This is a genomic window from Serratia nematodiphila DZ0503SBS1 (assembly GCF_000738675.1).
In the GTDB taxonomy this organism is placed as follows: domain Bacteria; phylum Pseudomonadota; class Gammaproteobacteria; order Enterobacterales; family Enterobacteriaceae; genus Serratia; species Serratia nematodiphila.
Map to the genome: position 1 here is coordinate 4255608 of NZ_JPUX01000001.1, position 12851 is coordinate 4268458.

At 59.4% G+C, this 12851-nt stretch carries 11 protein-coding genes; 3 read left to right on the forward strand and 8 right to left on the reverse strand.

Features of this window, described 5'->3' with window-relative positions; translation table 11 throughout:
- Positions 1 to 2 precede the first annotated feature (2 nt).
- The 6 genes from rmf to rlmKL form a co-directional block, all read right to left on the reverse strand.
- Positions 3 to 173 (reverse strand): ribosome modulation factor, encoded by a 171-nt coding sequence (gene rmf / locus JL05_RS25015; RefSeq protein ID WP_004928150.1) that lies wholly within the window; start codon positions 171 to 173, stop codon positions 3 to 5.
- Between the two features lie 270 nt (positions 174 to 443).
- Positions 444 to 1004: a membrane integrity-associated transporter subunit PqiC gene (pqiC, locus tag JL05_RS19775; protein ID WP_033633430.1), complete on the reverse strand. Its 561-nt coding sequence runs from the start codon at positions 1002 to 1004 to the stop codon at positions 444 to 446.
- On the reverse strand, positions 1001 to 2647 hold the full coding sequence (gene pqiB, locus JL05_RS19780) for an intermembrane transport protein PqiB (protein WP_033633431.1): 1647 nt from the start codon (positions 2645 to 2647) through the stop codon (positions 1001 to 1003). The genes pqiC and pqiB overlap by 4 nt, the downstream gene beginning before the upstream one ends.
- Positions 2634 to 3950 (reverse strand): membrane integrity-associated transporter subunit PqiA, encoded by a 1317-nt coding sequence (pqiA, locus tag JL05_RS19785; protein WP_072010113.1) that lies wholly within the window; start codon positions 3948 to 3950, stop codon positions 2634 to 2636. Before pqiA ends, pqiB begins: the two co-directional genes overlap by 14 nt.
- Before the next feature lie 73 nt (positions 3951 to 4023).
- Positions 4024 to 5928 (reverse strand): ABC transporter ATP-binding protein, encoded by a 1905-nt coding sequence (locus JL05_RS19790; protein ID WP_015377351.1) that lies wholly within the window; start codon positions 5926 to 5928, stop codon positions 4024 to 4026.
- A gap of 5 nt (positions 5929 to 5933) precedes the next feature.
- The gene (rlmKL, locus tag JL05_RS19795; RefSeq protein WP_134942524.1) at positions 5934 to 8060 is read right to left on the reverse strand and encodes a bifunctional 23S rRNA (guanine(2069)-N(7))-methyltransferase RlmK/23S rRNA (guanine(2445)-N(2))-methyltransferase RlmL; all 2127 of its coding nucleotides are present in this window, start codon (positions 8058 to 8060) and stop codon (positions 5934 to 5936) included.
- Between the two features lie 103 nt (positions 8061 to 8163).
- Here rlmKL and JL05_RS19800 point away from each other — a divergent pair, with 103 nt between their 5' ends.
- Positions 8164 to 9267: a YcbX family protein gene (locus JL05_RS19800; protein ID WP_004928168.1), complete on the forward strand. Its 1104-nt coding sequence runs from the start codon at positions 8164 to 8166 to the stop codon at positions 9265 to 9267.
- 6 nt (positions 9268 to 9273) lie between these two features.
- Here JL05_RS19800 and JL05_RS19805 read toward each other — a convergent pair whose 3' ends face one another.
- Entirely contained in the window at positions 9274 to 9822 is a 549-nt protein-coding gene (locus JL05_RS19805; RefSeq protein ID WP_004928171.1) for a cell division protein ZapC, read from the reverse strand.
- Positions 9823 to 9997: 175 nt separating this feature from the next.
- Positions 9998 to 11008: a quinone-dependent dihydroorotate dehydrogenase gene (gene pyrD / locus JL05_RS19810; RefSeq protein ID WP_015377348.1), complete on the reverse strand. Its 1011-nt coding sequence runs from the start codon at positions 11006 to 11008 to the stop codon at positions 9998 to 10000.
- Positions 11009 to 11266: 258 nt separating this feature from the next.
- Between pyrD and ssuE the strand changes: the two genes are divergently transcribed.
- Entirely contained in the window at positions 11267 to 11845 is a 579-nt protein-coding gene (ssuE, locus tag JL05_RS19815; RefSeq protein ID WP_004928176.1) for an NADPH-dependent FMN reductase, read from the forward strand.
- Between the two features lie 24 nt (positions 11846 to 11869).
- Positions 11870 to 12835: a sulfonate ABC transporter substrate-binding protein gene (locus JL05_RS19820; RefSeq protein WP_033633433.1), complete on the forward strand. Its 966-nt coding sequence runs from the start codon at positions 11870 to 11872 to the stop codon at positions 12833 to 12835.
- The last annotated feature ends 16 nt before the right edge of the window (positions 12836 to 12851 follow it).

Consider the following 12851-nt stretch of genomic DNA (forward strand, 5'->3'; position numbering starts at 1 on the left):
GCTTAAGCGGTCACAGCCCTGTCTTCCATGGCTTCTCGCCAACCTCCCAGCCATTGAGACCGGGCGTCCACCGATGATTGGTAGGGACAATGTTCCCTGGAACGCCCTAAAATACCTGCCTGATACCCTCTCGAATGCGCCCTTTCCAGACGATCGCGTTTCTGTCTCTTCATGCCTCGTTTCCCTCATTTTGGTCTGGTGGAAAGAAAACAATGGCTGCTTTTTGCGCAGCCACGAGTAATCAATAGCGCTAAAAGAAGAGAAGATCAATGCGCAAAATTCACGCCAATGTCATATTTGTGAGCTACGCCCGAGGAAAGTGCTAAGTGGCTGATCTGCTGGAAAAGGGGTTAACTGTTTGAAATGAAATATAAATCCCTGCCAGCGAGAAAAAACGGATTTTCACGCCGACAGGGATTAGACGATTTTAGACCAAATTATGACTAAATGCCGTCCATCTGTGCTGCGATAGCCTGAGCTTCCTGCTGCCATCCCTGCGCCAGAGTGCGCACCAGGGCATCATAGCCGTCTTCACCCTGTTTCAGCTCCAGGTTGAAAGGCCTTTTGATCAAATGTCCCTGGCGGTTCAGCACCCACTCGCCGCGAATGATCGCCTTGCCGTCAAAACGGCCGTGGAAGCCGCTGATGGTCACGTTCAGCACATCCTGATCGCTGCTCATCGGCTGTGAAGAGACCACCCAGCCCGGCAGCGCGCTGCTCAGGTTGGTGACCAGCGTTTGCTGCAGCTGCTGGTCGAGCGGGCTGGCCCACAGGTTGTTCTGGGCTATCACATACTGTACGTCGTTGGTCTGATACACCACGCCGCTCTGCGCCAGATAATCCGCCACGCTCACGTGTTCCAGCCACAGCTGGCGCGTGGAAGCGCCGCTGCTGCTGGCCGCAGCAGGCGCACCCAGCGCCGGCAACTGATAGTAAGTCTTCTGTGGTGAACTGCTGCAGGCGCTGAGCAACAGCGCCAGGGCTACCGGGATCCATTTCATCATTTCGTGGCCTTCTTCGGCTGAGGGTCAGTGCTGCCGGCGGCTTCAAACACCAGCGCGTTGCTCTTCTCATTCAGGGTGCGCAGCACCGGTTGCAGCTCACGCAATACCTGATCGAGGCGCTGCATGTCGCCCACCATCTTGTTGTAAGCCGGTGAACCAGGCTGGAACCCTTTCATGCTGCGGTTCAGCTCAAGCAGCGTTTTCTGCATGTCCTGCGGCAGCGCCTGCATCTCTTTGCTGGCGATGATGTCGTTCAGCGACTTCATGGTCTGCTGCGTCGACTTCATGGTTTTCTGACTTTCCGCCAGCGTCTTAGTCGCTTCGTTGATCATCGGATTGATCGGCATCGAATTAATCTTATCCAACGTCTGCATCAGTTTCTGCTGGATCTGCGCCAGACCGCCGCTGGTGGTCGGCATCAGCGGATAACCGAACAGCTCGCGCGGCCCTTTCCACGGTTTTTCCTGCGGATAGAAGTCGAGATCGATGTACAGCGAACCGGTCAGCAGGTTGGCGGACTTCATCGAGGCGCGCATGCCGCGAGACTCCGCATCTTTCAGGTGCCCTTCAATATCGAAGTTGCCGCCCAGCTGTTTCTGGAAGCGATCCGGCTCGATGCGGATCAGCACCGGAATGCGGTAATCGTTATCCAGACGCTGCGCCATGCCGTCTTTATAGAACGGCACCTGCGCCACCGTACCCAGACGGATGCCGCGGAACTCGACCGGCGCGCCCGGCTGCAGGCCGCGTACCGAGTCGGAGAAGAACAGCAGGTAATCCTTATGCACGGTATACAGTGAATCCTGCGTGCTGCGCTGGTTGTCGAACAGCTGATATTCCGCCTTCTCTTTCGCCTGATCGCCGCGATCCCAGCCGTCCGGCACGTCAAAACTGACCCCGCCGCTGAACAGCGTGGTCAACGAGCCCATCTCCACCCGCATGCCCTGTGCCGACATATCGAACGCCACGCCGCTGTCTTTCCAGAAGCGCACGTTGGTGGTGACCAACTGATCGTAAGGCGCGGTGATGAACAGCTGATAGCGCATGGCGCGTTCTTTAGGATCGAAGTAGCTGGTTTCCACCGACCCGACGCGATAACCGCGGAACAGCACCGGATCGCCGGCGTTGAGCTGGCCTGATTTCTCGCTGTCCAGCACGATGCGCAACCCTTTGGCATCCGGGGAAGCCAGCGGCGGCGCATCGAGCAGCTGATAGTTGTCTTTGCCGTCTTTGCCTTTGTTGCCCGGCTGCAGTTCGATATAGGCGCCGGAGAGCAGCGTGCCCAGCCCGGAGACGCCTTCACGGCCGATCTGCGGCTTCACCACCCAGAATGCGGAATCCTGGCGCAGCAATTTCTCCATGCCGGAATTGAGACGCGCCTGTACCATCACCTTGCTCAGGTCATCGCTCAGCGTGACGGTTTCCACCACCCCGACGTCAACGCTGCGGCTTTTGATTTTGGTTTTACCCGCTTCCAGCCCTTCCGCCGTCGTGGTCACCAGCGTCACCACCGGCCCCTGATGGCTGAAGTGGTAAAACAGGATCCAGGCGCCGATCAGCGCGGTCACGATGGGAATGATCCACACCGGCGACCAGCGCTTGATCTTCTCGACGTCCGCGACGCTATGATTATTTTCCGTCACCTTGCGGCTCCTTGTTGATTGTTTCACTTGCGCGATCCCAGGTCAGCCGGGGATCAAATGTCATGGCGGCGAACATGGTGAGGATCACCACCAATGCGAACAGCACGGCGCCCGTCGCGGGATAAATGCTCATCAACTGCCCCATTCGCACCAGCGCCGACAGCACGGCGATCACAAAGACGTCGATCATTGACCAACGACCAACGAATTCGACCACTTCATAAATCAGATGCATACGCTCGCTGTCGGCGCGCGGTTTCTTCCTGCCGTTCGCATCCCAGCACAGCCAGCCGATCGCCAACATTTTCAGCGACGGCACCATGATACTGGCGATGAAAATCACCATCGCCACCGGATAAGAGCCGTCCCCCCACAGCAGGATCACCCCCGCCATGATGGTGGAGTTCATCTTGTTGCCCAGCGCCTCGGTCACCATGATCGGCATCAGGTTGGCCGGAATATACAGCATGACAGAGGTCACCAGCAGCGCCAGCGTCCACTGCAGGCTGTGACGACGCCGCACGTAGCCCTTGGTGTGACAGCGCGGACAGCGCACCTGGTCGGCCGGCAGGATCGCCGTGCAGCACGCGCAAGATCGCACGCCCTGGCGCATGCCGGTGCGCCCCACCGTCAGCGGGCGATGCAGTCGCGGCGCCGGTTCGATATCCTGCCACAACCAGCGCCGATCCACGCACTGGAAGGCGCGCACCTGCAGCAGGCAGAACAGGCAGTAAGGCACGAAGCTACTGCCGATGCCGATATCGCCGTAGGCCATCAGCTTGACGAAGCTGACCAGCACCCCGGCGAGGAAAATTTCCACCATGCACCAGGTCTTGAACTGGAACAGCACCCGAGCCATCCACTTTTTGAGCCCCAGCGGCAAGCGCACTCTGGCGCACAGCAGGATAATCGCCACCATGCAAAACGCCGGGATCAGCTGCACGAACACCATAAACAAGGTGGCCATGCTGGCGTAGTCTTCCGCCACCATCACTTCCGGGATTTGGATCAGCCGGATTTCGTTGCCGAGGCCGGCGACGCGCATGTTGATAAACGGGAAAATGTTGGCCAGCACCAGCATGAACAAGGCGCTGAGCGCGTAACCGATCGGCCGCTTGCGCGGCTCGTCCCAGCGGGCGCTGAGCGTGGTTTTGCAGCGCGGGCATACCGCTTTGCTGCCATAGGCCAGCGGCGGCAGCGCCACCAGCATGTCGCACTGCGGACACAGCATCAGGTTATCCTGCTGCGCCGCCGAGGGTGCGGAATGACTATGCTGCTGATGATTGTTGTGGGAACACACCATATTCCTCCTAAATAACGTCGCTCACCGGCACGTCGATGCCGCCCGCAGCAGCGCGCGGGCGGCATCGCAACGGTCAGCCGTTTTTCATCGCTTCCAGCTCTTCCCAACGGGCGAAGGCCTGTTCCAGCGCTTGCTCGGCATCAGCCAGCGCCGTCAGCACTTCTTGCGTTTCGCTGTGCGGCCGCGTGAAGAAGTCGGCGTCGCTCATCTGCGCCTGCAGCGCTTCGATTTCCGCTTCCAGCTGTTCGAGCCGCTGCGGCAACTGTTCCAGCTCACGCAGCAGGTTGTAACTCAGCTTGGCCGCCGTTTTCTTCGGCTGTTCGGCCTTTTTCTCCGCCGCCGGTTTGCTCGCGCTCGGCGCCGCCTGACGAATCGGTTTCGCCGTCGCGCGCTGATGATGCGCATCGTAGTAACCGCCGACGAAGGCATTGATCACGCCGTTGCCTTCGAAGATCCAGCACTCGGTCACCGAGTTGTCAACGAACTGACGATCGTGGCTGACCAGCAGCACGGTACCCTGATAGCCGTCGATCAGCTCTTCCAGCAGCTCCAGCGTTTCGACGTCGAGATCGTTGGTTGGTTCATCGAGGATCAGCAGATTGCTCGGTTTCAGAAACAGCTTAGCCAACAGCAGGCGGTTACGCTCACCGCCCGACAGCGCCTTCACCGGCGTCATCGCGCGTTTCGGGTGGAACAGGAAGTCCTGCAGATAGCCCAATACGTGGCGAGGACGGCCATTGACCATCACTTCCTGCTTGCCTTCCGCCAGGTTGTCCATCACCGTGCGCTCAGGATCGAGATCGGCGCGGTGCTGGTCGAAATAGGCCACTTCCAGCTTGGTGCCGCAGTGCACGCGGCCGCTGTCGGCTTTCAGCTGACCGAGCATCAGTTTCAGCAGCGTGGTTTTACCGCAGCCGTTCGGCCCCACCAGCGCAATCTTGTCGCCGCGCTGCACCTGGGCGGAGAAACCGCGCACCAGCACTTTTTCGCCAACCTGATAATTGACGTCTTCCAGCTCGAACACGATTTTGCCTGAGCGGGTCGCCTCTTCCACCTGCATCTTGGCGGTACCCATCACTTCGCGGCGCTGCGAGCGCTCGACGCGCAGCGCCTTCAGCGCGCGCACGCGGCCCTCGTTGCGGGTGCGGCGCGCCTTGATGCCCTGCCGGATCCAGACCTCTTCCTGCGCCAGCTTGCGGTCGAACTCGGCGTTTTGCAGCTCTTCCACCCGCAGCGCTTCTTCTTTGCTCTGCAGATAGAGATCGTAGTTGCCCGGCCAGGAAACCAGCTTGCCGCGATCCAGATCGACGATGCGCGTCGCCATGTTGCGGATAAACGAACGGTCGTGCGAGATGAAGACGATGCTGCCGTCGAACTCTTTCAGGAAACCTTCGAGCCAGTCGATGGTTTCGATATCCAGGTGGTTGGTCGGTTCGTCGAGCAACAACACGCGCGGTGAGCTCACCAGCGCGCGGCCCAGCGCCGCTTTTCGCAGCCAGCCGCCGGACAGTGAGGAAAGCTCGGCGTCGCCGTTCAGCCCCAGCTGCAGCAGCACTTCGCTGATGCGGCTGTCGAGCTGCCACAGCCCCTGGTGATCGAGGATCTCCATGATTTGCGCCATGCGCGCCAGGTTTTTCTCGCTCGGATCGCTTTCCACCAGGTGGGAGATCGCGTGATAGGCCTTCAGGTGTTCTGCCTGCTCCGCAACGCCTTCCGCCACGAAGTCGAACACGCTGCCGCCGATATTGCGCGGCGGATCCTGTTGCAGACGCGCCACGATCAGATCCTGTTCGTAGATCACCCGGCCGTCGTCCAGCGGGATCTCTTTGCCGAGGATCTTCAGCAGCGTGGATTTGCCGGCGCCGTTGCGCCCGACCAGACACACGCGCTCGTTGTCTTCAATATGAATTTCGGTGTTGTCTAACAGTGGCGCATCGCTGAAAGAGAGCCAGGCGCCGGACATGCTGATTAACGACATAGTAATTATTTTCCTTCGCCAGCGTGAGTCACCAGCCAGCAGTTGTGGATCTGACGGTTACGGGCAAAATCCTGCGACAGCGTCTTGGCGGTGATCTCTTTCGCCTCCAGACCCAACGCGCTCAGCCCTGCCATATCCATTTGGAAACCGCGCTTGTTGTTCGAGAACATGATGGTCCCGTTGCGGCGCAGCAACCGTTTCAAATCTTTCATCAGCGCCAGATGATCGCGCTGCACGTCAAAGGTGTTCTCCATCCGCTTGGAGTTGGAGAACGTCGGCGGATCGATGAAGATCACGTCGAACTGTTCATTGGCGTTGCTCAGCCAAGACAGGCAATCGGCCTGGATCAGCCGATGCTGACGGCCGGTCAGGCCGTTGGCGCGCAGGTTCTTCTCCGCCCATTCCAGGTAGGTGCGCGACATGTCCACCGTGGTGGTGCTGCGCGCGCCGCCCAGCCCGGCGTGCACGCTGGCGGTGCCGGTATAGGCGAACAGGTTGAGGAAGTCCTTGCCGCCGCTCATCTCGCCCAGCATACGGCGCGCGATGCGGTGATCGAGGAACAGGCCGGTATCGAGATAGTCGGTCAGGTTGACCCACAGTTTGGCGTTATACTCTTCCACCAGCAGGAACTCGCCCTTCTGCGCCAGCTTCTCGTACTGGTTTTTGCCCTTCTGCCGCTCGCGGGTTTTCAGGATCAGCTGATTCGACGGCAATTCCAGCACCGCCAGCGTCGCGTTGATCACATCGAACAGGCGCTGACGCGCCTTCTGCGCATCGACGGTTTTCGGCGGCGCATACTCCTGCACCACCACCTTGCTGCCGTAACGGTCCACCGCGACGTTATATTCTGGCAGATCGGCATCGTACAGGCGGTAGCATTCAATGCCCTGCTGCTTCGCCCACTTATCGAGCTTCTTCAAATTCTTGCGCAGACGGTTGGCGAAATCTTCCGCCACCTGCACGCCGCCGGTAGCGGTGCCGGCCGGGCTTGCCGCCAGCTGATAGTTTTTCTGCACGCACTCCAGCGGGCCGTTCTTCGCCTTGAACTGGCGCTCGGCGCGCAGCTGCAGGCAGCTCAACAGCTCCGGCGAGGCGCTGAACAGCGACAGCTGCCAGCCGCCGAAGGCGCTTTTCATCACGCGGCCCAGCATGTTGTGCAGCGCGATCAGCGCCGGTTCGCTTTCCAGACGCTCGCCGTACGGCGGGTTGCTGATCACCGTGCCGTGCGGGCCTTCCGGCAGCGGGTTGGTCAAGCGCGCCACGTCGCCGACGTTGAAGGTAATCAGCTCGGCGACGCCGGCGCGGCGGGCGTTGCCGCGCGCCATCTCAATCACCCGGCGATCGATATCGGAGCCGAAGAAGCGAGAGGCGGTTTCCTGCAGGCCGCGGCGCGCGCGCACCTGCGCCTCGGTGGTGACTTCACGCCACAGGTCGGCGTTGTGGCCATTCCAGGCGCTGAAGCCCCAGTGTTGACGGTGCAGGCCCGGCGCGCGATCGGCGGCGATCATCGCCGCTTCGATCAACAGCGTGCCGGAGCCGCACATCGGATCAAGCATCGGCGTGCCCGGCTGCCAGCCGGAACGCAACACGATGGCGGCCGCCAGGTTTTCCTTCAGCGGCGCCTGGCCGGTGAGATCGCGGTAGCCGCGCTGGTGCAGGCCTTCGCCGCTCAGATCGAGCGCCACGCTGGCCATATCGCGTTGCAGGAAGACGTTAACGCGAATGTCCGGCTGCTGTTTGGCAACCGTCGGGCGTTGGTCGAGCTTACGGGTGAAGCTGTCAACGATGGCGTCTTTCACCTTCAGCGCGCCATATTGGCTGTTGCGGATCTCTTCGTTCACACCGCTGAAATGCACGGCAAAGGTTTTATCCACGCCAAAAATGCTCGGCCAGTCGATCGCCTGCACCCCGAGGTACAGATCCAGATCGCTGTGCACGCGGAATTCGTTCAGCGGCAACAGAATGCGCGAAGCCAGGCGGCTCCACAGCAGGCTTTGGTACAGAACACGATCGTCACCCTGAAAATGTACCCCGCCCTGCACCACTTTGCAGTCGTGAGCGCCAAGCGTTTCCAGCTCGCTTTTTAACAGTTCTTCCAATCCACGCGCCGTGCTGGCAAACAGAGAGTTCATATCGTACTTATCACCAAAAAGAAAATTGTTGCGCATTATAGCTAATCCGCACCGCTTGTCATAAAGTTGCTCCCTTCTATTTAATCATCGCACGGAGATAAGGGTGATCACGCTTTCCAGACTCTACGTCCATCCGGTTAAATCACTGCGCGGCCTGCAGCTTTCCTACGCCCAGGTCGGCAGCAGCGGTCTGGCCTTCGACCGCAACTTTATGATCACCGAACCGGACGGCACCTTTATTACCGCGCGCCAATATCCGCAGATGGTGCTGTTCACGCCGGCGCTGTTGCCGGACGGGCTGTTTCTGACCGCGCCGGACGGCGAAAGCGCCGCCATTCGCTTCAGCGACTTCGCCGCCGCGCCGCAGCCGACTGAGGTGTGGGGCAACCATTTCACCGCGCTGATCGCGCCGGATGAGATCAACCGCTGGCTGAGCGGCTATTTCCAGCGCGACGTGCAGCTGCGCTGGCTGGGGCCGGAGCTGACCCGCCGGGTGAAGAAGCACCCCGAAATCCCGCTGACGTTTGCCGACGGCTATCCTTATCTGCTGATTAACCAGGCTTCGTTTAACGATCTGCAGCAGCGTTGCCCCGGCAGCATCAAGCTGGAGCAGTTCCGCCCCAATCTGGTGGTGAGCGGCGCCACCGCCTGGGCCGAGGACGGCTGGCAGGTGATCCGCGTCGGCGACGTGATGTTCGATCTGGTGAAACCCTGCAGCCGCTGCGTGCTCACCACCGTAAGCACCGAGCGCGGCCGCAAGCACCCGAGCGGCGAGCCGCTCAGCACGCTGCAAAAATTCCGCTCCGCCGACAACGGCGATATCGATTTCGGCCAGAATATGATCGCCCGCAACAGCGGCATCATCCGCGTGGGCGATACGGTGGAAGTGCTGTCGACCAAGCCGCCGCGCCCTTATGGCGCAGGCAAAGTGGTGGAGAGCGTGCAGGCGCCGCAAGACAGCGCGCACAGCGTCACGATCGAATATGAAGGAAAGGTGTTTACCGGCAACAACCAGCAGATCTTGCTCGAACAGTTGGAACAGCAAGGCATCCGCGTACCTTACTCCTGCCGCGCCGGGATTTGCGGCAGTTGCCGCATTACGTTGCTGAGCGGTGAGGTCGCGCCCCTGAAGAAAAGCGCGCTGGGCGACAACGGCACCATCCTGTGCTGCAGCTGCATCCCGAAAAGTGATTTGACCCTGGCGTAATCCGCCTTATACCGCCCTGTCGTAAGCCGGGGCGGCGCTTTCATCCTGCGCGCAGGGTTTCAGCCGATCGTGCATCACCTTGATGGCGTCGCCCAAGACCATGGTACGGCCAGCGACCGTCAGCTGATTTTGCGCCAGCAGGCACAGGCTGGCGTTATCCCCGGCCTCCACCACCAGCAAGCGCGCTTCCGCGCCGCTCTCCATCACTTTCACCGCCGCCAGCTCGCCGTTTTTCGGCTGCAGCGGGTAATGCTGCTGCGAGAAATGCCAGCTCTTCGGCATCAGCGGTTTCAGGAAGCGATAGGCGACCAGCGCATTCAGCACCAGCTCGGCGCGCTGTTCATGGCTAAGCTTGACCTGCTTGCACTGTTCTTCATAGGTGAAATAAAGGGCGGCGTCATCCACGCAAAAAGCACATTCATCAAAGGCGTCCGGCGTTAACATTTTGGCCGGGAAACGTGAACGAAAGATCATACCATTAGCTAAATCCAGCATTAGCCGATCGTGTTCGGCATCAAAATACCAACGCCAATTATCGTCAGGTTTTATCTTCATTTCGTATCCTTCTCGCTGCCTATGCCAACGCCGCACTCACCCTAAAAGGCGATTTTATCACCGATGAAATCGCTTAAACATCGGATAATTCCGCGAACGATATTTAAGCTAACGAACAAAATATAGACGAGCCGGGGCAGAAATAAACCCCCGGAATAAAATGAGAGGAAAAATATTAGATATGGGTAACGATATCTTTAATCAAACGCGGGCCGTGATAGATAAATCCGGAATAAATTTGCAGCAGGCTCGCGCCGGCCTCCATTTTTTCGCGCGCCGCAGTCAGCGAATCGATGCCGCCTACGCCGATAATCGGCAGGCGCCCCTGCAGTTCGGTGGAGAGACGACGAATCACTTCGGTGCTGCGTGATTGCAACGGACGCCCGCTTAACCCGCCCGCTTGTTCGCAGTAATTCAGCCCCTGGATCAATTTTCGATCCAACGTGGTATTGGTGGCGATCACGCCATCGATATTATGTCGCACCAGGCTATCGGCAATTTGGATCAATTCTTCTTCTGAAAGATCCGGCGCGATCTTTACCGCCACCGGCACATATTTGTGATGACGCGCATGTAATTCCTGCTGCTTATTTTTAATCGCAGCCAAAAGATCGTCCAGCGCTTCGCCATACTGTAAGGATCGTAACCCCGGCGTATTCGGTGAAGAGATGTTAATCGCGATATATCCGGCATACGGATAAACTTTATCCATGCAGATCAAATAATCGTCTTTGCCCTGCTCGACCGGCGTGTCTTTATTCTTGCCGATATTGATCCCAAGAATGCCGCCGAAATGGGATTTCTTAACGTTTTCAACCAGATTGTCCACGCCATGGTTATTGAACCCCATGCGGTTAATCAGGCCTTCCGCCTCAACCACGCGGAACAAGCGCGGCTTGTCGTTGCCCGGTTGCGGACGCGGCGTCACGGTGCCGACCTCCACATGGCCGAAGCCCATCGCGCCGAACGCATCGATGCATTCGCCGTTTTTATCCAGACCGGCGGCCAATCCCAGCGGGTTTTTAAACGACAGCCCCATGCAGTTGACCGGTTTGGTCGGCACGGACTGACGGACAAGAAACGCTAATGGGGTGCCGGTAATACGGCTGAGCTGACGAAAGGTCACTTCGTGCGCGCGCTCCGGATCGAGCTGGAACAACGCTTTCCTGATGAGGGGGTAGTACATGGACTCTCCTGATTTCCCGGTTGCAAACCGGGGGCGTATTATCCGGTATCCCCCGCCTAATTGGAATTGATTAAAGGCAAAAAAAGCCGTTTTTACGCAATCGTTTTCCCTCTTCACCGCCAAATCGGCGCTAATCCGCTTTTGCGCATATCCAAATCAAAAAATGAGATTTAAAAAACGCGCCCGGTTGCTGGTAGGTTTAAAACACTTCCTATTGATTTTCTAATTAAACCTAACTTTTAGTTATAAGGAGTGGCAATGCGCGTTATATCACTGGCCGGTAGCCCACGCATCCCATCACGTTCCGCCGCGCTGCTCTCGCTGAGTCAGAACTGGCTGCGGCAGCAAGGGGTGGAAGTGACGGCCTATACCCTGCACGACTTTGACGCCGAAGATCTGCTGTACGCCAACTTCAACAGTCCGGCGATCAAGGCGTTTGCCGAGCAGCTGGCGCAGGCCGACGGCCTGCTGATTTCCACGCCGGTTTATAAAGCGTCGTTCTCCGGCGCGCTGAAAACCCTGCTGGATCTGCTGCCGGAACGCGCTCTGGATCATAAGGTGGTGTTGCCGCTGGCGACCGGTGGTTCGATCGGCCACATGCTGGCGGTGGACTATGCGTTGAAACCGGTACTGGCGGCGCTGAAAGCGCAAGAGGTGCTGCACGGCGTGTTCGCCGACGACAGCCAGATCCAGCTGACCGACGAAGGCGCCACGCTCACCGACGCCGTGGCCGCCCGGCTGGAAGAGGCACTGGCCAGTTTCTATCTGGCGCTTGGCCGCCGCAAACCGCCGGCGCTGCGCGTCGCCTCGCCACTGGCGGCGCGTCAAACCGCCTGAAACGCCTGGAAAAGGAGAGCCTGAATGAAACAACGCATCGCTTTGCGGCGTTGGCTGAGCGCCGCCGCCTTCACCGGCCTGCTGTCGCTGGTTTGGGCCAACGCCGCCGTCGCTCAGGATCCGGCGCAGTTCCGCATCGGCTACCAAAAAGGATCGGTCAGTCTGGTGCTGGCGAAGAGCCACCGGCTGCTGGAGGAACGTTTCCCCGCCACCCGCATCAGTTGGATCGAGTTTCCCGCCGGCCCGCAAATGCTGGAGGCCCTGAACGTCGGCAGCATCGATCTGGGCAGCACCGGCGATATTCCGCCGATCTTCGCGCAGGCCGCCGGGGCCGATCTGCTGTATGTCGGCGTTGAGCCGCCCAAACCGAAGGCGGAAGTGATCCTGGTGCCGGAAAACAGCCCGATCAAAACCGTCGCCGATCTGAAAGGCCATAAGGTCGCGTTCCAGAAAGGATCCAGCTCACATAACCTGCTGCTGCGATCGCTGCAAAAAGCCGGACTGAAATTTACGGATATCCAGCCCGCCTATCTGACGCCCGCCGATGCGCGCGCCGCATTCCAACAGGGCAACGTCGATGCCTGGGCGATCTGGGATCCTTATTATTCCGCCGCGCTGCTGCAGGGCGGCGTGCGGGTGCTCGGCGACGGCACCGATCTGAACCAGACCGGTTCCTTCTATCTGGCGGCGCGCCCTTATGTCGAAGCCAATGGCGCCTTTATCCGCCAGGTCCTGACGGTGCTGACCCAGGCCGATGCGCTCACCCGCAGCGACCGGGCGCAAAGCGTGACCTTGCTGGCCAACGCCATGGGGCTGCCGGAACCGGTGATCGCCAGCTATCTGGATCACCGTCCCCCGACCGCCATCACACCGCTCGATGCGCATACGATCGCCGCGCAGCAGCAAACCGCCGACCTGTTTTACGCCAACCGGCTGGTGCCGGTAAAGGTCGACATCTCGCAACGCATCTGGCGCCCAAGCGCGCAATAAATACGGGAGAGCATTG